Below are 21,028 nucleotides of genomic sequence, written 5' to 3'. Positions count from 1 at the left end.
CTAAATTCCGCCTGAATATGATACTGTGAGCAACCGATTACGAGGCAGCTGACAGGCATAAGTTTAAGGACCACCATGAAAAAGATTGATGCGATTATTAAACCTTTCAAACTGGATGATGTGCGCGAAGCGCTGGCAGAAGTCGGCATTACCGGCATGACGGTGACAGAGGTGAAAGGCTTTGGTCGTCAGAAGGGCCACACCGAACTCTACCGTGGCGCAGAATACATGGTCGATTTCCTGCCAAAGGTGAAGATTGAGATCGTGGTGTCGGATGACATCGTGGATACCTGCGTGGATACCATTATCCGCACCGCACAGACCGGCAAAATTGGTGATGGCAAAATCTTCGTCTTTGACGTGGCGCGCGTGATCCGTATCCGTACCGGCGAAGAAGACGACGCAGCGATTTAATTACCCGTTGTTTGACATCCCGTAGGCCCCTGCAAGCGCAGCGCCGCCGGGCAAAAAAAAGCCCCTCTACTGAGGGGCTTTTTGCATTACAGCACCTTATGCGGGCCGAAGCATTCGTAGTGAATGTTCTCTTTATTCACCCCCAGCTCAAGGAGCTGCGCGGCGGCATACTGCATAAAGGCCACCGGGCCACAGACGTAGAACTGCATCTCCGGGGCGTGGAACTGCTCTTTATGCTCGCTTAACGCCATCAGGCCTTCGCTGTCGAAGCGGGCAGCGGCACGGTCGTCATCCGACGGCAGGCGATACCAGGTATGAGCGGTAAAGTGCGGCAGGCCGGCAGCCAGGCTTTTCACTTCATCAGAAAACGCATGCACTTCGCCATTCTCTGCGGCGTGGAACCAGTTCACCTGCGCCTTATGCTGCGCCTTCGCCAGGGTGTCCAGCATCGCCAGCATCGGAGTCTGACCGACACCGGCGGAGATCAGCGTCACCGGGGTATTGCTTTCAACAGCCATAAAGAAGTCGCCCGCAGGGGCGGCCAGATGCACCACATCACCCACGCGGGCTTCGTTATGCAGCCATGTCGAAACCTGACCGCCTTCCTCGCGTTTTACCGCAATGCGATAGCTTTTGCCGTTTGGCTTGCGGGTCAGAGAGTACTGGCGGATCTCCTGATGCGGGAAGCCTTCAGGCTTCAGCCACACGCCCAGGTACTGGCCTGGCTGGTAATCGGCAACCGGCTGGCCGTCGACGGGTTCAAATTCAAAGCTGGTGATAAGCTGGCTGCGCGGGGTTTTTTCCACGATACGGAAGGCACGGGTACCTTCCCATCCGCCGGTCTTACTGGCGTTTTCGCTGTAGATCTGCGCTTCACGGTTGATAAAGACGTTCGCCAGCACGCCGTAGGCTTTGCCCCAGGCGTCCAGCACCTCCTGGCCCGGGCTGAACATTTCGTCCAGGGTCGCCAGCAGGTGGGTGCCAACAATGTTGTACTGCTCAGGTTTGATCTGGAAGCTGGTATGTTTCTGAGCGATTTTTTCCACTGCTGGCAGCAGGGCCGGCAGGTTCTCGATGTTGCTGGCGTAGGCGACAATGGCGTTGAATAACGCTTCGCGCTGATCGCCATTACGCTGGTTGCTCATGTTAAAAATCTCTTTGAGCTCCGGGTTGTGCGCGAACATACGATCGTAAAAATGGGCGGTAAGTTTAGGACCCGTTTCGACCAGCAGGGGAATCGTGGCTTTTACGGTAGCGATGGTTTGGGCATCTAACATAGCAGCTTCCTTCAAATGTTACTTTAATAGTGTATTTTGAATGCATCTTATAAAAAATAACCCTGCTTTGTAAATGGTTCTTTGCAACATGAATTAACTGCATCACAAACCTGAAAAGAATTCCCTTTTGCAGGGCGAGAACGCTATTCCTCAAACCCTTGCGTGGAGGGGAGGTAAACGTTTGCGTAAAATCCTTTGTCAAGACCTGTTATCACTCTGCTAATCAGTTATACTGTTGCCCGTCGTCCATCAGGACTGCCTTTTCAGGCCAAAATTTACTTGTTAGCTGAGTCAGGAGATGCGGATGTTAAAGCGTGAAATGAACATTGCCGATTATGATGCCGAACTGTGGCAGGCTATGGAGCAGGAAAAAGTACGTCAGGAAGAGCACATCGAACTGATCGCCTCCGAAAACTACACCAGCCCGCGCGTGATGCAGGCGCAGGGCTCTCAGCTGACCAACAAATATGCTGAAGGTTACCCGGGCAAGCGCTACTACGGCGGTTGCGAGTATGTCGATGTGGTTGAACAGCTGGCAATCGACCGTGCAAAAGAGCTGTTTGGCGCTGACTACGCTAACGTGCAGCCGCACTCTGGCTCTCAGGCTAACTTCGCTGTCTATACCGCACTGCTGCAGCCGGGCGATACCGTACTGGGTATGAACCTGGCGCAGGGCGGCCACCTGACTCACGGCTCCCCGGTTAACTTCTCCGGCAAACTGTACAACATCATCCCTTACGGTATCGATGAGTCCGGTAAAATTGACTACGCCGACATGGAGAAGCAGGCCAAAGAGCACAAACCGAAGATGATCATCGGTGGTTTCTCTGCCTACTCCGGTGTTGTTGACTGGGCAAAAATGCGTGAAATCGCAGACAGCATCGGCGCATACCTGTTCGTCGATATGGCACACGTTGCCGGTCTAATCGCCGCAGGCGTCTACCCGAACCCGGTTCCACACGCACACGTTGTCACCACCACTACCCACAAAACCCTGGCCGGTCCGCGCGGCGGCCTGATCCTGGCGAAGGGCGGTGACGAAGAGCTGTACAAAAAACTGAACTCTGCTGTCTTCCCAAGCGCGCAGGGCGGCCCGCTGATGCACGTTATCGCGGCAAAAGCCGTGGCGCTGAAAGAGGCGATGGAGCCAGAGTTCAAGGTTTACCAGCAGCAGGTTGCTAAGAACGCCAAAGCGATGGTGGAAGTCTTCCTGAACCGCGGTTACAAAGTGGTCTCCGGCGGGACTGAAAACCACCTGTTCCTGCTGGATCTGGTTGATAAAAACCTGACCGGTAAAGAAGCTGACGCTGCCCTGGGCCGCGCCAACATCACCGTTAACAAAAACAGCGTACCAAACGATCCGAAGAGCCCGTTTGTGACCTCCGGTATCCGTATCGGTTCTCCGGCTGTCACTCGCCGCGGCTTTAAAGAAGCGGAAGTGAAAGAGCTGGCGGGCTGGATGTGCGACGTGCTGGACAACATCAACGACGAAGCGGTTATCGAACGCGTGAAAGCGAAAGTGCTGGAGATCTGCGCCCGCTTCCCGGTTTACGCATAAGTCTGCCTCGCAGAACAGAAAGGCCGCGCAAGCGGCCTTTTTTATGGCTAACGCCGGTCGATGGAGATAGCGCCCGGCCCGGCCACCGCCAGCAGCAGGAATCCGCCAGCGATGCTGATGTTCTTGAAGAAGTTAATCATGTTCGGCATTACCGCATCGCCACTCATATCCCAGTAGTGGTGCCCAATCAACGCCGTTCCCAGCGTATAAAAGACAAACAGGACCGCCAGCGGGCGAGTAAAAAAGCCGAGCACGATGAGAATGGCGGCGGGCACTTCCATGATCACCGCCACAATGGCCGCCAGCATCGGCATCGGGGCGCCCAGCTTCACCATATACTGCACCGTGCCGTCAAAACCGAACATTTTAGGCACGCCGAAAATAATGAACAGAAGGATAAGGGCGAGACGGGCAATCAACAGGATCAGCGCCCGGGACTGACCAAAATCGAAATACCGTAGTGTGTTCATGGCAGGCTCGTTTGGGGTGGGATTTATCTTAAAGCTAATACACAAATTGCCGCCCCGCCATTCCGCTTTTCGCCATAAATCAGCCATCAGGATGATTTAAATTCCCCCCCCTTTCAGCATGTTCTCCGCTAGCCTTCCGCCAGCGCGTCCTCCACGAACAGAAAGCCAATGCCGATAATCTGCTGCTGCCGGGTTAAGCCGCCAAAGGCGATTTCCGTTTGCCGGTTACGCACCGCATCGCCGTGATCGAAGGGGGTAAATCCAATCTGGCGATTGATGGTCTGCAGCCAGCGTTCGCCAAAGGCGCAGCTGCGGCCATAGAACCAGATTTGGTTGATATTAAGGATATTGAGCAGGTTGTAGAGCGTCAGTCCGATAGCGTTGGCGGCCTCGTCAGCCCAGCGCTGAATTGGAGCATTCCCCTGACGCCAGGCCTCAATCAGCTGCAGACTGGTGAGGCTGTCCGGATCAAGCCCGAGGGTGCCGGGCTGGGATTTCAGCCATAAACGCGCCTGTTTTTTAAGGGCTGAGAGGGAGGCGACCGTCTCCAGACAGCCGTAGCGTCCGCAGGCGCAGGCTACGCCGTCGCGATCGAAAATGGTGTGGCCAATTTGCCCGCTGCCGTTAAGCGTCCCGCGATAGACCTGGCCATTAATCACAAACGAGGATCCGATACCGTAATCGACGTTAATCACGCAAAAATCGTCGCGGTTGGCCGGGTTTTGCCACTTCTCTGCCAGCGCCAGCATCACACAGTCGTTATCCACCTTCACCGTGATGCCCAGTTTTTCTTCCAGCAGATACTTAATCTCAACCGGTTTTTTCCACGGCGCCTGGGGCATCATCTGCGATACCCCGGTGGCGGTATCGACCTGGCCGTGGATCCCCAGCGCCAGATTAATGCGCTGCCCCGGCCACTGTTTGCGCTGCTGCTGCCACAGGTTCTCAATGGCCTGTAACAACGCTTCGGGCGTCTGTGCGTTCACGTCAGTCCAGCGAAACTCGCCTAACGGCGACATACGGGCGTCGATAAGCTGGCTCTCAATGCTGGTGGGGCTGACATTCATGCAGAGTATTAATGGCCCCGCATCCGGGATCTGATAATGGCCGCTGTTCATTCCCCGGGTGCTGAGGTTTTCACTGGAATGCCCAAGCTTTTTGTCCGCCACCAGCTCATCCAGGATCTTGCTTACCGCGGGAATAGAGAGCCCGGTGTGCTGGGCCAGCTGGGATTTGCTCAGGCGCTTGTAGCGCCAGACCAGGGACATGATCGTGCGGCGGTTATGCTGTCGTACCCTGTGATTGTTCAGACCGGATAGCTGCATTCACTAAACTCCGTTAATTATATTGCGTGAGCATTACGCAATCAGCGCGCTGAATTCCTCTCTACACTGCCATCTTATCGCGTTTTACTGTTATTTGTTTACTGGAGAGTGAATATGTCTGGAGCAGTGAAGGTCTGGCGGGAGACCGTGGCATTACCGACGTGGACCACCGGCGCAGAAGATACCAACCCGATGTTCCTGGAAAAGCGCGTCTATCAGGGCTCCTCTGGCGCGGTCTATCCCTACGGCGTGACCGATACCCTGACCGGCGTTCGCGAAACCCGTAATTACCAGGCCGTCTGGATGGAAAACGACTTCATCCGCATTATGCTGCTGCCGGAGCTGGGGGGACGTATTCATCGCGCGTATGACAAAGTCCAGCAGCGTGATTTCGTCTACTACAACGAAGTGGTGAAACCGGCGCTGGTGGGGCTGCTGGGGCCGTGGATCTCCGGTGGGATCGAGTTTAACTGGCCGCAGCACCATCGCCCAACCACCTTTATGCCTGTCGACGTCACCATTCAGGAGCAGGATAACGGGGCGCAAACCGTCTGGCTGGGCGAGGCCGAGCCGATGCGCGGCCTGCAGGTGATGACTGGGTTTACCCTTTACCCGGACCGGGCGTTGATTGAGATCGCCGGCAAAGTCTTCAACGGCAATGCCACGCCGCGCCACTTCCTGTGGTGGGCAAATCCGGCGGTGAAGGGTGGGGACGATCACCAGAGCGTCTTCCCGCCGGACGTCACGGCGGTATTTGACCATGGCAAGCGCGCCGTCTCCGCCTTCCCGATCGCCACCGGCACCTACTATAAAGTCGATTATTCCGCGGGCGTGGATATCTCCCGCTACAAAAACGTGCCGGTGCCAACCTCCTACATGGCGGAAAAATCGGACTACGATTTCGTCGGGGCATACCATCACGGCGAGCGCGGCGGCTTGCTGCACGTGGCCGACCACCATGTGTCGCCGGGGAAAAAGCAGTGGACCTGGGGTCATGACGATTTTGGCCGTGCCTGGGATCGCAATCTGACCGATGAAAACGGCCCCTATATCGAGCTGATGACCGGGGTGTTTACCGATAACCAGCCCGATTTCACCTGGCTTGCACCCTACGAAGAGAAGATCTTCGTGCAGAACTTCCTGCCCTATAGCGAACTGGGACAGGTGCATAACGCCAACACGCAGCTGGCGCTTAAGCTGGAACGGCGTGAGCAGCAGCTTCACCTCGGCCTCTACGCCATCGCACCGCTGCATGATGTGCGGCTCGAGCTGACCGCCGACGAAAAACCGGTCTGGGAGACGCACCTGACCCTGATGCCGGGCGAAAGCTGGCAGCAGGCGCTGCCGGATACCTGGCCGCAGCGCTTAACGCTGAGGGTGAAAGAGGCCTCGGGCCGCACGCTGCTCCACTACCAGGAGCATATCCCGCAGGAGACGCCGCTGCCGGATCCGGCCACCGCGCCCGCCATGCCGGAAGAGATCAGCAACAGCGATGAACTCTATTTTATCGGGCAGCATCTGGAGCAGTACAACCATGCCAGCCGCTATGCGGAAGATTACTATCGCCGGGCGCTGGCGCTGGATGCTAACGACTATCGCAATAACGTGGCGCTGGGCACGCTGGCGCTCAACCGTGCCGACTGGGCGCTGGCGCAACGCTGCGCCGAAGCCGCGCTGGTTCGCGCCCATCGTCTGAATAAAAACCCCCGCGACGGCGAAGCCAGCCAGCTGCTGGCGACGGCCCTGGAGCGGCAGGGGCAGGACGACGCCGCATGGGATCACTACTACAAAGCCTCGTGGAGCGGAAACTGCCGTGATGCGGCTTTCTTATCCCTGGCGCGGCTGGCGATGAAGCGCGGCAACGCGGCTGATGCGCTGGAAAAAGTTGATATCAGCCTTAGCACCAACGCCAGCAACAACCTGGCGATGGGGCTGAAAGCCCTCGCGCTGGCAGAGGTGCAGGGCGAAGGCGCAGCGCTGGACTACATTCAGCGCTGCCTGCAAACCCATCCTCTGAGCTACGCCCTGCACTATGCCCGCTGGGCAATCAGCCGGGATGATGCTGCCTGTGACCAGCTGTTGCAGGTGACTGGTCGTCGAGGGGCCAATGCCTGCCTGCTGGCGGGCTGGTTAATCTCGATGGGCATGCGCGACGCCGCCCGCGAGATGCTGGATCTGCTCGACAGCCAGGAGACGTTGCCCCAGCTGTGGCGGGCCGCCTTAAGCGACGATCCTGCTACCCGTGCCCGCTATATTGCCGCGGCGCGGCGCTGCGAGGCCAACCGGGTACGTTTCCCGAATGCGCTTGATGAAGTGCAGATGCTGCAAACCCTGCACGACGACCCATATGCCTGCTATCTGCTGGGCTGCTTCTGGTACAGCAAACGCCGCTATGACGATGCGGTGAAATGCTGGCAGACCACGCTGGCGCAGGAGCCGGAGTTTGCCCCTGCCCACCGCCTGCTGGGGATCTACGCCTGGAATAAACAGCACAACCTGGCGCTGGCGGCGCAGTGTCTGCAGCGCGCCGTGGCCCTGGAGCCGGACAATCCGCGTTTCCTGTTTGAGCTTGATTATCTCAATAAGCTCACCGGGCAGCCGGTGGCGAAACGCCTCGCCATGCTCACCGAGCGGGAGCGCGTGGCGCTGAAGCGCGATGACCTCACCGCAGAACTCCTGAGTCTGTGGAACGGTTCCGGGCGCTACGATGCTGCGGCGCAGGTACTTCAGGAGCGGCAGTTCCATCCGTGGGAAGGGGGGGAAGGCAAAGTGACCGGGCAGTATCTGCTGAACCAGCAGCATCGTGCCCTGCAGCACATAAGCCGCGGGGAATTCCAGGAGGCGATGGCTCTGCTGCAGGCGGCATTGCACTATCCGCACAATCTGGGGGAGGGGCGTCTGCCGGGGCAAACCGATAACGATATCTGGTATCTGCTGGGGTTCTGCCATGCGCAAAGTGGCGTACATGCCGACGCGCAACGCTGTTTTGCCCGGGCGGCACAGGGCGGCTCCACTCTCGATGCCGGACGCTACTACAACGATCAGCCAGCGGACTATCTGTTCTGGCAGGGAATGGCGCTGCGCCAGTTGGGCGATCCCGCCGCGGCGGAGCGCCACTTCCAGGGATTCCTGGCGTGGGTGCAGGCCCATCGCGACGACCTGCCCGAAGCGGATTTCTTTGCAGTTTCGCTCCCGGATCTGGTGGTACTGGATACGCCAGCGGGTCATCAGCACCAGCAGCATTGCCTGTTCATTGAGGCGCTGGGCTATGCAGGGCTGGGCGAGCTCGCGGCCTGCAAACGCCTGTTGGGGAACTTACTGGCGCTGAACCCGGCCCATGACAAAGCGCATCTGTTTCAGCATGCGCAGGCCACGGGCATTTTCCATTAACTGACCTCGCAGGTGGGGAAACCCACCTGTTAACCCTCTGTACCCTGCGTTTCCCTTAAAGAGGAATCAACATGAATAATAGCGCGCAGACACAACTGAAAATGGGCTACGTCTGGACTATCTGTCTGGTCGCCGCCTGCGGCGGACTCCTGTTTGGCTACGACTGGGTGGTGATTGGCGGGGCCAAGCCCTTCTATGAAGCCTGGTTCTCCATTACCGACCCGGCACAGTCCGGCTGGGCGATGAGTTCCGCCCTGGTGGGCTGTATCTTCGGGGCGCTGATCTCCGGCTGGTGTGCCGATAAATTTGGCCGCAAGCGTCCGCTTATCCTCTCGGCGGTGCTGTTCAGCGCCTCGGCGTGGGGCACGGCGGTGGCGGGCAGTTTTGATATGTTTGTGGTCTGGCGCATCGTCGGCGGCCTCGGTATCGGCCTGGCCTCCGCCCTGAGTCCGCTCTACATCGCGGAGGTCAGCCCGGCGGAAAAGCGCGGTCGCTTCGTAGCCATTAACCAGCTGACCATCGTGGTGGGCGTGCTGGCCGCACAGCTGATTAACCTGATGATTGCCGAGCCGGTAGCGGCAGGCGCCACTCAGGAGGCCATCATTCAGACCTGGAACGGGCAGACCGGCTGGCGCTGGATGTTTGGCGCTGAGCTGGTTCCCGCCCTGGCGTTTCTGGTGTTGATGTTCTTTGTCCCGGAATCGCCGCGCTGGTTGATGAAGGCGGGCAAGCCAGAGCGTGCGCGCGCCATGCTGGAGCGTATTGGCACCCCGGCGTACGCCAGTCAGACCTTAAAAGAGATCGCCCACACCCTGGAGAAAGACACCCAGAAGGTGGCGTTCTCCACGCTCCTGCAACCGCAGGTCAAACCGATTGTCATCATCGGCATCGTGCTGGCGATGTTCCAGCAGTGGTGCGGGATCAATGTGATCTTCAACTATGCCCAGGAGATCTTCGCCTCCGCCGGGTTTGATATCAACGACACCCTGAAATCGATCGTGGCGACCGGCATCATTAATCTGGTCTTTACCCTCGCCGCGCTGCCGCTGGTGGATAAGATTGGCCGCCGCAAGCTGATGCTGCTCGGCGCCTCAGGCTTGACCATTATCTACGTGCTGATTGCCAGCGCCTACGCTATGAACATCATGGGCTGGCCGGTGCTGCTGCTGGTGCTGGCGGCGATTGCCATCTACGCCGTGACGCTGGCGCCGGTCACCTGGGTGCTGCTGTCGGAGATCTTCCCCAACCGCGTGCGCGGCCTGGCGATGTCCGTGGGCACGCTGGCGCTGTGGATCGCCTGCTTCCTGTTAACCTACACCTTCCCGCTGCTCAATGCCGGTCTGGGTGCGGCGGGGAGCTTCCTGCTCTACGGGGTGATCTGCGCGGCGGGCTATCTCTACATTCTGCGTAAAGTGCCGGAGACCAAAGGCGTGACGCTGGAGGCGCTGGAGGCACAGCTGGAAAAACAGCACGGCAAGGTTGCCTCCGCAAATCATGCTGAGCGCGTGCACTAATGGAAACGCTGTTGATTGAAAACGCGCATCTCCGGATGCGCGTCAACCCGCAGGGCGGCGGGTTACAGGAACTCTTTTCCCTGACCTGCGGGCAGCCGGTGTTATGGGACGGCGGCGACAGCGCGCTGTTTCCGATGGTGCCGCTGGCAAACCGGGTGGCGGGGAATCGCTTCTGGTTTCAGGGGCGGGAGGTGGTGTTGCCGCAAAGTCCGGTTGATGAGCGCTTCTTCCTGCACGGTGATGGCTGGCAGTCGCGCTGGCAGATAGCTTCGCATTCCGACACGGCGTGCGTCCTCACCTTGCGCAGCCAGCATCAGTGCGGTTTTGATTATCAGGCCGGGCTGCGCTACCAGCTGCGCGGGAACGTTCTGCGGGCGGAGCTGACGCTCACCCATCTTGGTCAGGCGCCGATGCTGTACGGCCTGGGCTTTCACCCGTGGTTCTGTTTTGATGCGCAAAGCCGCCTGCGCTTCTCCGCCAGCGGCTACTGGCCGGAAGGTGCACACCATTTACCGCAAGCCTGGCAGAGCGACATCCCGGCGGATATCGATTTCAGCACGCCACGCCATGGCGGCGATCGCTGGCTGAACGTCGGCTATTCCGGCTGGAACGGCGTGGCGACCCTGGATCATGATGTGATGAATATCACAATTACAGCGCAAACTCCGTGGTTGATGCTGTTCAGAATGTCGGGTCAATCGTTCTTATGCCTTGAGCCCCAGAGCCATCCGGTCAATGCCCACCATATGGCCGGGCAGCCTGGCCTGGTGGCGTTAGCCCAGGGAGAGAGCAGTCGTTTTGCGATGGAAATCGCCGTCGAAAAGGCTCGCCGAAACTGTTAAACCGCTGTTAATACTCCCTTGCGCCAGCCCGTTTTTGCCGCCAGACTATCGCCTCCAAAACGGGAGGGATTCATGGTTTTGCATTCCACACGCTGGCTGGCGCTCAGCTACTTCACCTACTTTTTTAGCTACGGTATTTTTCTGCCTTTCTGGAGCGTCTGGCTCAAGGGAATTGGCCTTACGCCGGAGATGATTGGCCTTCTGCTGGGCTCGGGCCTGGTGGCACGTTTTCTCGGTAGCCTGCTTATTGCGCCGCGCGTCAGCGATCCCTCCCTGTTAATCAAAGCCGTACGCGTGCTGGCGCTGCTCACCCTGGTGTTTATGGCCGGTTTCTGGGTCAGCCAGCAGTTTGCCTGGCTGATGGTGGTGATGGTGGGCTTTAACCTCTTCTTCTCGCCGCTGGTTCCGCTGACCGACGCGCTCGCCAATACCTGGCAAAAGCAGATCACCATGGACTATGGCCGGGTGCGGCTGTGGGGCTCGATTGCCTTTGTGATTGGCTCGGCGCTGGTGGGCAAACTGGTGAGCCTTTACGACTATCGCGCGATTCTGGCGCTGCTAAGCGTGGGGATCCTGTCGATGCTGCTCGGTATGCTGTTGCGTCCTTCGGTGATGCCGCAGGGGGAGAGCCGTCAGCAGGAGAGCGCAGGCTGGCCCGCCTGGCGATCGCTTGTCGCCCAGAGCTGGCGTTTTCTGGCCTGCGTCTGTCTGCTGCAGGGGGCGCATGCCGCCTACTATGGCTTCAGCGCTATCTACTGGCAGGGAGCCGGGTATTCAGCCTCCGCTGTCGGCTATCTCTGGTCGCTGGGCGTGGTAGCGGAAGTGATTATCTTTGCTCTCAGCAACAGGCTGTTTCGCCGCTTCAGCGCCCGGGACCTGCTGCTGTTATCGGCCCTCTGCGGGATTGTACGCTGGGGTCTGATGGGCTGGACCACGGAGCTGCCGTGGCTGATTGTGGCGCAGATCCTGCACTGCGGCACCTTTACGGTGTGCCACCTGGCGGCGATGCGCTATATCGCGGCGCGCGAAGGCAGCGACGTGATCCGCCTGCAGGCGGTCTACTCCGCCGTGGCGATGGGGGGCAGTATTGCCATCATGACCGTGTTTGCCGGTTTCCTTTACCAGCATCTGGGTCACGGGGTCTTCTGGGTGATGGCGCTGGTGGCGCTGCCCGCGGTTCTGCTGCGTCCGCGCGTGGCAGTGCGCTAAGTTTCCAGCATGGCGCGAATATGTTCCTGCTGCTGCGCATTCAACGCCTCGACGGCATGGATAAGCGGCGGCGAGAACAGCGGCAGGGCGGTGGTGTAAGGTGTGACCACCAGGGCCGCTTCGCGCGGGGCACCCTCCTTCTGAAAAGACTGTAGCGTCACATAGCGAATGTTCAGCGGCAGCAGGGTCAGTTCCCGGAGCTGCTGTTCAATCAGCTCCTCGCACGCTTTATCCTCACCGGTCAGCAACACCACCTGCTTTTCATGCAGATCGGTCTCCTGCATCAGCCAGGCGCCAAAGATCACCGCCACCAGGCTCGCCTCCTCCTCGGAGAACCGCAGGCCGAATTCGGACTCCAGCTCAAACAGCACCTCCCGGGTGGTACGCATCAGGCGCGGATAGAGGCGGTGGATCTCCTCCGGCAGGCTGTTGTCGATGCCAATGCCAAACAGCGAGCGGTCCAGCGCCTGGGCAAGGTGGATATAGAGCTGAGCGGTCAGTCCCTGCTCGTCACTGAAATGCATCCCCGTTTGTTCCCGGAAGCGGTCGATCATCCGGGTAATGGCGTGGCGCAGGCGTTCATCTTCCTGGTGCGCATCGCGCAGCGGATCGGGGGTACGCAACATCATAAACAGCAGAGCCAGAAACAGCTGTTCATCCGCGTGGGGTACCTGCACCACGCGGCGCTGCCAGTGGCGTACAATCTCCTGCGCCATCAGATATTCGTTACGCGACTGGGTCCAGTTACGCTGAACCACTGTAAACTGCGGCGTCTGGCCCAGATGGTGCTGGAGCAGGCAGTATTGCAGGTAGAGCTGTAAAAACTGCGCGTCACGGCATTCAAACTGCCGTTGCAGGCGGCGGGAACAGAAATTGACCAGCGCCTGCAGGTTAGTATCGTCATATAACGTGCGGGCAATGCCGAGCTGCTTTAGCGCGATCTTCAGAGATGGGGTAAACTGCTGCGCGATGAAGTGGGGGCAGAGGCGTAACGCCCGGCGCAACCAGTGCAGCAGGCATAAGCGTTGATTAAGGTGGCTACCTTCCAGCAGGTAGCAGCCATCATGCTGTGTCGCAATGTCGAGCTGGTGATAGCGCTGGATCTCCATGCGCATCTCGTCGATATCCTGCCGGCAGAGGGCATCATCGACACCATTGATTTCCCCGATGCTTTGCAGAGTGGCGCGAAAGCCTGGCACATAGAGCATCAACAGAACCTGGCAGCGGCGCTGCGAACTGGAAAGTGCAGATGGCATTTCGAGAGTCGTCATCATCTGTCGGGTTCCAGTGAGTGTGTTTGATAAGAATAGCTAAAGGATGTACGCCATAGCACGGGATGCCGGGCTTTCCTTCAGGAATGCGGGTGAACATCACAGAATTTTTGACGTGAGGATGAGATGCAAATAGTTAAACGCAGCGCAACTGCGCTTTTTTTGGCGGTTTTGTCTTTTTCCGCCGTCGCGCACCCTCACAGCTTTATCACCCTGAAAACGCAAATCATGGTGAAGGATGAGCAGGTCACCGGCCTGAAAATGCGCTGGGTAATGGACGAGCTAACATCCGCCGATCTGCTTTATGATGCCGGGAACGCAAAGCCCGGGGATGAAATCTGGAAAAAGCTGGCGGCGGAGGTCATGGCCAACGTGCTCGGCCAGCACTACTTTACCGAGTTCTGGCATAACGGGGAGAAGGTGAAATTTCTTAACCGCCCCACTCAGTACGGTATGAGCCGCATTGATCACCAGGCGGTGCTGACATTTATCCTGCCGCTGGCGGAGCCCCAGCCGCTGGCCGGACAAAAGTACACCTTCTCGACCTTCGATCCCTCTTATTACGTCGACATGAGCTATGCAGAGGATAGTGACGTGACGCTGCCTGACGGCCTGAAAAGTCAATGCGCCCTCACTATCGATACCCCGGAGCCCAGCGATGAGACGCTCAACTTTGCCAGCTCGCTGGATAAAGATGATGCCCCGCCGGAAGATATGAATCTCGGCAAACAGTTTGCCCAGACGGTGACCTTACAATGTCAGTAATGCGCGCGCGACGTGGGTGGGATCTCTGGCCGCTGGCGCTGTTCCTCGTTGTGGCGGCGGCGGGAGCCGTGTGGTTATGGCAGGCGTGGCCGCAGGTGATGCGCCAGAGCATTCTCTGGCAGCGGGAGGTCAACCAGCAGATGAGCGGTTTGTTGAAAGCGGTGGCCGATAACCCGACGGCAGCAGGCGGGTCACTGCTGATCTTCAGCTTCCTCTATGGCGTGCTGCACGCGCTGGGGCCGGGACATGGCAAAATTGTTATCACCACCTGGCTTGCGACCCACCCCTCAAAACTGAAATCGAGCATCGGCTTAACCCTGGCCTCCTCTTTATTACAGGGGGGCGTGGCGATCGCCCTGGTGGTGGGGGTATTAATGCTGCTGCGGCTCCCGGCGCGGGATCTGCACATGAGTAGCTTCTGGCTGGAGAAGGGCAGCTACGCCCTGGTGGGCGTGCTGGGGATTATGCTCTGCTGGCGGGCGCTGAAAAAACTGCGTGCCTTGCTGCGCAAACCGACCTTCAAAGCCTTTACCCCGCACCACGTTCACGACGCAAACTGCGGCTGCGGCCATCAACATCTGCCCACGCCGGGACAGATGCAGGGCGCGGACGACTGGCGGACGCGGCTGATGATTATTCTGTCGATGGGGATGCGGCCCTGTTCCGGGGCCATTATGGTGCTGCTGTTCAGTAAGGTAATCGGCGTATTCAGCTGGGGTGTGGCCTCGGCGCTGGCGATGGCGGCGGGAACGGGGTTAACCATCTCTTCGCTGGCACTGCTGGTGCACGGCTTTCGCCATCTGGCGGTCAGGCTCAGCGGCAATAAAACGCCGGTGCTGTGGCGACAGGTCGGATGGACGACGCTGGCATTAGCGGGCGGTGTGGTGTTGCTGGCGGCGGCGGTCATCATGTGGCTGAGCGCGGTGCCGGTGGGCAGGGGGCTGAGGCCGTTTTAGTCGTCCCGGCCGGGCAAAAATCCCAAAATGGCGGGACATGATTGTCGCTTCGACAGGGATGTTTTAGTTTGCAGCTTTGCTTTGGGGTCATGACAAGGAGTCACGATGACCGATCATAATACTACTGTTTCAACACGCAATCTCTGGTTAGCCGCCGGGTCCGGCCTGCTGTCGGCCTGAAGATCTCCCCCGCATCTATTCCACCCTCTATTTTCTTATCGGTATGGGGCAAACCAGCATCGACACGCTTCCGCTCGCCATGTACGGCAAGCTGCTGGTGGCCGGTTTTGTGCTGGCTTTTCTGCATCCCGGCTACAGCAAAATACCTCTCGTCGCCTGGATGCTGCATAACCAGCCTTCGGCCAGGCAATTCTTTGACTGGATAGTGCGCAGCTGGATCCTGCAGGGCGGTTTTTTTGTCATTGTTTTCTGGCGCATCGGATTTACGCAGAATCTCTCCCACGAGGTATTGCTGCGCTTTGTCGCAGCGTTCAACTACGTCTGCTATTTCGCCACGCTGGTACTGGGTGTGTTGCTGGTTCGCGATGCCTTGTGCTGGCGGAAAAGCGCTGAAGGTCCCCGGAGCAATATTCGGCTGCCGCTCATTTTCGCGCTGAGCTTCTATATGCCTTCACAAATCGTGTGGCTACTGCTGGGGGCGCGGGAGCATGATTTGATCCTGACAGGATGGCTGCTATTCGTCCCCACCATGATTGGCGTGCTGTTAGCCAGACTGGCGACGGGCGGTATCGCCTGTCTGCTGCATCAGTGGCTGGGGGAGGCGCGGTGTCAAAAAGGGTGGCGGTATTTTGCGCTGTTTAACGGCATGGCGGTGCTGGCGATGGTCACCAATACCTTCATTCGTATACTGCTGTCACGGCTGCAGTAATCGTTAATTGTCTGGGGCGGGCAGGGCAGGAAAAGAGGCGGGTGAAAGATCTTCACCCGCCTGCTGAGATTAACGCTTCAGCGCTTCGCTCAGTTCGTCACGCATGTTCGCCAGCATGGCTTTTACCACGCGTGGGTTACCCGCAACGATGTTGCCAGACAGCATGTAGTTGTGGCCACCGGTGAAATCACACACCAGCGCACCCGCTTCACGCGCGATCAGTTCGCCAGCGGCGAAGTCCCACGGCTTGAGGCCAATCTCGAAGTAACCATCAACGCGGCCAGCGGCAACATAAGCCAGGTCCAGCGCAGCGGAGCCGGTACGGCGGAAGTCGGCGCACTCGGTGAACAGTTTGCCCAGAATTTTCATGTACGCAGGGGCGTGCTGTTTGGCTTTGAACGGGAAGCCGGTCGCCAGGATGGTGCCGTCGAGGTCGCGAGCGTTGGTGCCGCGCAGACGGTAGCCGTTCAGCTGTGCGCCCTGACCACGGGTGGCGGTGAAGAGTTCGTTACGCATTGGGTCGTAAACCACGGCCACTTCAGTACGGCCTTTGATGCGTACGGCGATAGAGACAGCGAAGTGTGGCAGACGTTTAACGAAGTTGGTGGTGCCATCCAGAGGATCGATAACCCACTGAACATCCTGATCTTCGCCTGCATGCTCACCGCTTTCTTCGGTGATGATGGTGTGCTGCGGGTAAGATTTGCGAATGGTGTCGATAATGACGGCTTCTGCGGCTTTATCAACGTTAGTCACAAAGTCATTGCTGCCTTTCTGGCTGGTTTCTACGGAATCGGGTGTTTCGTAGTGCTTGGCAATTACATTACCCGCCTTGCGCGCTGCGCGCACGGCGATGGTCAACATAGGATGTTGCATCGGTTACTCTCACTGGATGTTAAAGAACGGGGAAACGAAAACGGCGCAGAGTATAGCAGCGGGATCGGAATATGTCTTCCGTTTATGATAACATCATCGAATATTCTCCATACTCAGAAAAATTATGCTGCAAAATATCCGAATCGTGCTGGTCGAAACATCGCATACCGGCAACATGGGCTCCGTAGCCCGCGCTATGAAAACCATGGGCTTAACCAATCTCTGGCTGGTTAACCCGCTGGTCAAACCCGACTCCCAGGCCATTGCCCTCGCGGCAGGGGCCAGCGACGTGATTGGCAATGCCCAGATCGTCGATACCCTGGATGAAGCCTTAGCGGGTTGTAGCCTTGTGGTGGGTACCAGCGCGCGTTCCCGCACCCTGCCGTGGCCGATGCTCGACCCGCGTGAATGCGGGCTGAAAAGCATCAGCGAAGGCCAGCATGCGCCGGTGGCGCTGGTGTTTGGCCGTGAGCGCGTGGGGCTGATCAACGATGAGCTGCAGAAGTGTCACTATCATGTCGCCATTGCCGCCAACCCGGAGTACAGCTCGCTGAACCTGGCCATGGCCGTGCAGGTCATCGCCTATGAGGTGCGTATGGCCTGGCTGGCAACCCAGGAAAAAGATGTTCCCGCCGCGCAGGAAGAGACGCCTTATCCGCTGGTGGACGATCTGGAGCGGTTCTACGGCCATCTGGAGCAGACCCTGCTTGCCACCGGCTTTATCCGCGCCGGTCATCCGGGGCAGGTGATGAACCGACTGCGCCGCCTCTTTACCCGCGCGCGGCCGGAAAGCCAGGAGCTGAATATCCTGCGCGGTATTCTGGCGTCGATTGAGCAGAAGAATAAAGAGTAGTGCCGTTTGTTTTCCCCCTTTCCCCGTGGGAGAGGGCAGGGGTGAGGGCATCAGGCCGCACGTAAGCGAAGCGCCGCCGGGCAAAAACTGATGAGCGCACAGAAGGTTAAATACCTGACTAAATCAGTCAAGTAAATAGTTGACCATTTTAGTCAGGAATGTCAGACTTGGCCCTGCTATGCAATACCCCCACTTTACAATAAAAAACCCCGGGCAGGGGCGAGTTTGAGGTTAAGTAAGACATGAGACTGACATCTAAAGGGCGTTATGCCGTGACCGCGATGCTGGACGTTGCGCTCAACTCCGAAGCGGGCCCGGTTCCATTGGCTGATATTTCTGAACGTCAGGGAATCTCCCTCTCTTATCTGGAACAGCTTTTTTCCCGACTGCGTAAAAATGGCCTGGTTTCCAGCGTTCGCGGTCCTGGCGGTGGTTATCTGTTAGGTAAAGACGCGGGCAGTATTGCGGTTGGTGAAGTGATTAGCGCAGTTGACGAATCCGTCGACGCGACCCGTTGCCAGGGTAAAGGCGGCTGTCAGGGCGGCGACAAATGCCTGACGCACGCGCTGTGGCGCGATCTGAGCGACCGTCTGACCGGTTTCCTGAACAATATCACCCTCGGTGAGCTGGTAAATAACCAGGAAGTTCTGGATGTATCAGGCCGTCAGCACAGCCACGATTCCCATCGTAATACCCGCGCGCAGGACGCTATCGACGTCAAATTACGCGCGTAATAAAAAGATAAGTATTTCAGAATCAGGCCGGGGCGTAACGCCCCGTGTACTCGGTCGTACATCCAGCCGGTTGCCTGATTCCTTGCATTGAAGCGATGTACGGAGTTTATAGAGCAATGAAATTACCGATTTATCTCGACTACTCCGCAACCACGCCGGTGGACCCGCGTGTTGCCGAGAAAATGATGCAGTGTCTGACCCTGGACGGAAACTTTGGTAACCCAGCTTCCCGTTCACACCGTTTTGGCTGGCATGCTGAAGAGGCGGTAGATATCGCCCGTAACCAGATTGCCGAGCTGGTTGGTGCCGACCCGCGTGAAATTGTTTTCACCTCTGGCGCAACCGAATCCGATAACCTGGCGATTAAAGGTGCCGCTAATTTCTACCAGAAAAAAGGCAAGCACATCATCACCAGCAAAACTGAACACAAAGCCGTGCTGGATACCTGCCGTCAGCTGGAGCGTGAAGGATTTGAAGTAACCTACCTCGCTCCGCAGCGCAACGGTATCATCGACCTGAAAGAGCTCGAAGCGGCAATGCGTGACGACACCATTCTGGTCTCCATCATGCACGTTAACAACGAAATCGGCGTGGTGCAGGATATCGCGACAATCGGCGAGCTGTGCCGTGCGCGCGGCATTATCTATCACGTGGATGCGACCCAGAGCGTGGGCAAACTGCCTATCGATCTGAGCCAGCTGAAAGTGGACCTGATGTCCTTCTCCGGCCATAAAATCTACGGCCCGAAAGGTATCGGCGCGCTGTACGTGCGTCGTAAGCCACGTATCCGCATCGAATCCCAGATGCACGGCGGTGGTCACGAGCGCGGCATGCGTTCCGGTACGCTGCCTGTTCACCAGATCGTGGGCATGGGTGAAGCTTACCGTATCGCCAAAGAAGAGATGGAAACCGAGATGGCGCGCCTGCGTACGCTGCGCAACCGTCTGTGGGAAGGCGTGAAGGATATGGAAGAGGTCTACCTGAACGGCGATCTCGAGCAGGGCGCACCAAATATCCTCAACGTCAGCTTCAACTATGTTGAAGGCGAGTCGCTGATCATGGCGCTGAAAGACCTGGCCGTCTCTTCCGGTTCTGCGTGTACTTCCGCAAGCCTGGAGCCGTCCTACGTACTGCGTGCGCTGGGCATGACCGACGAACTGGCACACAGCTCTATCCGCTTCTCTTTAGGTCGTTTTACTACCGATGAAGAGATTGACTACACCATCCAACTGGTTCGCAACTCCATTGGCCGTCTGCGTGATCTTTCTCCACTGTGGGAAATGTACAAAGAAGGCGTGGATCTGAACAGCATTGAATGGTCACATCACTAATCGGTTTGTAAGGAGAATTCAGCATGGCATACAGCGAAAAAGTTATCGATCATTACGAGAATCCACGTAACGTGGGCTCCTTCGACAACAGCGACGACAGCGTGGGCAGCGGCATGGTGGGTGCACCAGCGTGTGGCGACGTGATGAAGTTGCAGATTAAAGTCAACAATGAAGGTATCATTGAAGACGCGCGCTTCAAGACCTACGGTTGCGGTTCCGCAATCGCGTCGAGCTCCCTGGTTACCGAGTGGGTGAAAGGCAAGTCTCTGGACGAAGCGCAGGCGATTAAAAATACCGATATTGCTGACGAACTCGAACTGCCGCCGGTGAAAATTCACTGCTCTATCCTGGCGGAAGATGCGATCAAAGCCGCAATTGCGGATTACAAAAGCAAACGTGAAGCAAAATAATTAGTTGAGGTTGTTATGTCGATTACCCTTAGCGACAGCGCTGCCGCGCGAGTAAGCGCCTTCCTGGCAAACCGTGGCAAAGGCTTTGGCCTGCGACTGGGTGTACGCACCTCCGGTTGTTCCGGTATGGCGTATGTACTGGAATTTGTTGACGAACCTGCGGCGGAAGACACCGTGTTCGAAGACAAAGGCGTGAAGGTGGTGGTCGATGGTAAAAGCCTGCAGTTCCTGAACGGCACTCAGCTGGACTTTGTTAAAGAAGGTCTTAACGAAGGGTTTAAGTTCACCAACCCGAACGTGAAAGACGAGTGCGGCTGCGGCGAAAGCTTCCACGTATAATTGCGCATCACCTGTTAACCCCACCGCAGCCAGGCTGTGTGTGGGGTTTGCTTTAATCAGCTAACCCTGAGATTGTTATGGATTACTTCACCCTCTTTGGGTTACCAGCCGGGTATGAAATTGATACTCAGGCGCTGGCGGCCCGTTTCCAGGATCTGCAACGTCAGTATCACCCGGATAAATTCGCCAGCGGTACGCAGGCGGAACAACTGGCGGCGGTGCAGCACTCTGCGACCATCAATCAGGCGTGGCAAACCCTGCGCAATCCGCTGAGCCGGGCAGAATATCTGCTTTCGCGTCACGGGTTTGATCTCTCCAGTGAGCAACACACCGTCCGCGACACCGCGTTCCTGATGGAACAGCTGGAGCTGCGTGAAGAGCTGGATGAGATTGAACAGGCCAAAGACGAAGCCCGTCTGGAGCGCTTTATCAAGCGCGTAAAAGGGATGTTCGATACCCGCCATCAGCAGATGGTTAACCAATTGAATAACGAGACGTGGGACGTGGCAGCGGACAGCGTTCGCAAGCTGCGTTTTCTCGATAAACTGCGAAGCAGTGCTGAACAACTCGAAGAAAAGCTGCTCGATTTTTAATTTCGGAAGCGA

20 protein-coding genes are annotated in these 21,028 nt (G+C 57.7%); 15 read left to right on the top strand and 5 right to left on the bottom strand.

Going from position 1 to position 21,028, the window contains the following annotated elements; translation table 11 throughout:
* Nucleotides 1–75 precede the first annotated feature (75 nt).
* Nucleotides 76–414 carry a nitrogen regulatory protein P-II gene (gene glnB, locus ACOKCT_RS09445; RefSeq protein WP_003860685.1) on the top strand — a complete coding sequence of 113 codons (339 nt, stop codon included), beginning with the start codon at nt 76–78 and terminating at the stop codon, nt 412–414.
* An 86-nt stretch (nt 415–500) separates the two neighbouring features.
* On the opposite strand, the gene hmpA is transcribed toward glnB, so the two are convergent.
* Nucleotides 501–1,691, bottom strand: a complete 1,191-nt coding sequence (gene hmpA / locus ACOKCT_RS09440; RefSeq protein WP_420193398.1) for an NO-inducible flavohemoprotein — start codon at nt 1,689–1,691, stop codon at nt 501–503.
* A gap of 304 nt (nt 1,692–1,995) precedes the next feature.
* Here hmpA and glyA point away from each other — a divergent pair, with 304 nt between their 5' ends.
* Nucleotides 1,996–3,249, top strand: coding sequence for a serine hydroxymethyltransferase (glyA, locus tag ACOKCT_RS09435; RefSeq protein WP_103180737.1), 1,254 nt, complete (start codon nt 1,996–1,998; stop codon nt 3,247–3,249).
* 47 nt (nt 3,250–3,296) lie between these two features.
* On the opposite strand, the gene ACOKCT_RS09430 is transcribed toward glyA, so the two are convergent.
* Both ACOKCT_RS09430 and ACOKCT_RS09425 read right to left on the bottom strand, forming a co-directional pair.
* Nucleotides 3,297–3,719, bottom strand: coding sequence for a DoxX family protein (locus tag ACOKCT_RS09430; RefSeq protein ID WP_103180736.1), 423 nt, complete (start codon nt 3,717–3,719; stop codon nt 3,297–3,299).
* A gap of 128 nt (nt 3,720–3,847) precedes the next feature.
* A complete protein-coding gene (locus ACOKCT_RS09425; protein WP_103180735.1) occupies nt 3,848–5,044 on the bottom strand; it encodes an ROK family protein in 1,197 nt (398 codons plus the stop codon).
* A gap of 114 nt (nt 5,045–5,158) precedes the next feature.
* Here ACOKCT_RS09425 and ACOKCT_RS09420 point away from each other — a divergent pair, with 114 nt between their 5' ends.
* The 4 genes from ACOKCT_RS09420 (at nt 5,159) to ACOKCT_RS09405 (ending at nt 11,999) form a co-directional block, all read left to right on the top strand.
* Nucleotides 5,159–8,434, top strand: a complete 3,276-nt coding sequence (locus ACOKCT_RS09420) for a DUF5107 domain-containing protein (RefSeq protein ID WP_159340028.1) — start codon at nt 5,159–5,161, stop codon at nt 8,432–8,434.
* 71 nt (nt 8,435–8,505) lie between these two features.
* Nucleotides 8,506–9,948 carry a sugar porter family MFS transporter gene (locus ACOKCT_RS09415; RefSeq protein WP_103180733.1) on the top strand — a complete coding sequence of 481 codons (1,443 nt, stop codon included), beginning with the start codon at nt 8,506–8,508 and terminating at the stop codon, nt 9,946–9,948.
* Nucleotides 9,948–10,790: an aldose 1-epimerase gene (locus tag ACOKCT_RS09410; protein WP_420193397.1), complete on the top strand. Its 843-nt coding sequence runs from the start codon at nt 9,948–9,950 to the stop codon at nt 10,788–10,790. The genes ACOKCT_RS09415 and ACOKCT_RS09410 overlap by 1 nt, the downstream gene beginning before the upstream one ends.
* 72 nt (nt 10,791–10,862) lie before the next feature.
* The gene (locus tag ACOKCT_RS09405) at nt 10,863–11,999 is read left to right on the top strand and encodes a 3-phenylpropionate MFS transporter (protein ID WP_103180731.1); all 1,137 of its coding nucleotides are present in this window, start codon (nt 10,863–10,865) and stop codon (nt 11,997–11,999) included.
* Here ACOKCT_RS09405 and csiE read toward each other — a convergent pair.
* Nucleotides 11,996–13,273 (bottom strand): stationary phase inducible protein CsiE, encoded by a 1,278-nt coding sequence (csiE, locus tag ACOKCT_RS09400; RefSeq protein ID WP_103180730.1) that lies wholly within the window; start codon nt 13,271–13,273, stop codon nt 11,996–11,998. The two genes, ACOKCT_RS09405 and csiE, sit on opposite strands and share 4 nt — an antisense overlap.
* A gap of 123 nt (nt 13,274–13,396) precedes the next feature.
* Between csiE and ACOKCT_RS09395 the strand changes: the two genes are divergently transcribed.
* The 3 genes from ACOKCT_RS09395 to ACOKCT_RS09385 all read left to right on the top strand — a co-directional run bounded on the left by ACOKCT_RS09395 (nt 13,397) and on the right by ACOKCT_RS09385 (nt 15,880).
* Nucleotides 13,397–14,035 carry a DUF1007 family protein gene (locus ACOKCT_RS09395; RefSeq protein ID WP_103180729.1) on the top strand — a complete coding sequence of 213 codons (639 nt, stop codon included), beginning with the start codon at nt 13,397–13,399 and terminating at the stop codon, nt 14,033–14,035.
* Complete coding sequence (locus tag ACOKCT_RS09390; RefSeq protein ID WP_103180728.1) at nt 14,026–14,991, top strand: nickel/cobalt transporter; 966 nt, start codon at nt 14,026–14,028, stop codon at nt 14,989–14,991. Before ACOKCT_RS09395 ends, ACOKCT_RS09390 begins: the two co-directional genes overlap by 10 nt.
* A gap of 223 nt (nt 14,992–15,214) precedes the next feature.
* Nucleotides 15,215–15,880: a hypothetical protein gene (locus tag ACOKCT_RS09385; protein ID WP_159340030.1), complete on the top strand. Its 666-nt coding sequence runs from the start codon at nt 15,215–15,217 to the stop codon at nt 15,878–15,880.
* A gap of 69 nt (nt 15,881–15,949) precedes the next feature.
* Here ACOKCT_RS09385 and suhB read toward each other — a convergent pair whose 3' ends face one another.
* A complete protein-coding gene (suhB, locus tag ACOKCT_RS09380) occupies nt 15,950–16,756 on the bottom strand; it encodes an inositol-1-monophosphatase (protein WP_103824616.1) in 807 nt (268 codons plus the stop codon).
* A gap of 124 nt (nt 16,757–16,880) precedes the next feature.
* Between suhB and trmJ the strand changes: the two genes are divergently transcribed.
* The 6 genes from trmJ (at nt 16,881) to hscB (ending at nt 21,016) form a co-directional block, all read left to right on the top strand.
* Nucleotides 16,881–17,609 (top strand): tRNA (cytosine(32)/uridine(32)-2'-O)-methyltransferase TrmJ, encoded by a 729-nt coding sequence (gene trmJ / locus ACOKCT_RS09375; RefSeq protein ID WP_420193396.1) that lies wholly within the window; start codon nt 16,881–16,883, stop codon nt 17,607–17,609.
* A 242-nt stretch (nt 17,610–17,851) separates the two neighbouring features.
* The gene (iscR, locus tag ACOKCT_RS09370) at nt 17,852–18,343 is read left to right on the top strand and encodes a Fe-S cluster assembly transcriptional regulator IscR (protein WP_103180723.1); all 492 of its coding nucleotides are present in this window, start codon (nt 17,852–17,854) and stop codon (nt 18,341–18,343) included.
* Between the two features lie 116 nt (nt 18,344–18,459).
* Complete coding sequence (gene iscS, locus ACOKCT_RS09365; RefSeq protein WP_103180722.1) at nt 18,460–19,674, top strand: cysteine desulfurase; 1,215 nt, start codon at nt 18,460–18,462, stop codon at nt 19,672–19,674.
* A gap of 23 nt (nt 19,675–19,697) precedes the next feature.
* Nucleotides 19,698–20,084 (top strand): Fe-S cluster assembly scaffold IscU, encoded by a 387-nt coding sequence (gene iscU, locus ACOKCT_RS09360; RefSeq protein WP_004866383.1) that lies wholly within the window; start codon nt 19,698–19,700, stop codon nt 20,082–20,084.
* A gap of 15 nt (nt 20,085–20,099) precedes the next feature.
* Nucleotides 20,100–20,423 (top strand): iron-sulfur cluster assembly protein IscA, encoded by a 324-nt coding sequence (gene iscA / locus ACOKCT_RS09355; RefSeq protein WP_103180721.1) that lies wholly within the window; start codon nt 20,100–20,102, stop codon nt 20,421–20,423.
* 77 nt (nt 20,424–20,500) lie between these two features.
* A complete protein-coding gene (hscB, locus tag ACOKCT_RS09350; protein WP_156655033.1) occupies nt 20,501–21,016 on the top strand; it encodes a co-chaperone HscB in 516 nt (171 codons plus the stop codon).
* Nucleotides 21,017–21,028: the final 12 nt, after the last annotated feature.

This window comes from Leclercia sp. M-A074-M, assembly GCF_965195605.1.
Lineage (GTDB): Bacteria > Pseudomonadota > Gammaproteobacteria > Enterobacterales > Enterobacteriaceae > Enterobacter.
Note: the sequence above shows the minus strand (reverse complement) of the source record. Positions and strands in the feature narration are given on the sequence as shown.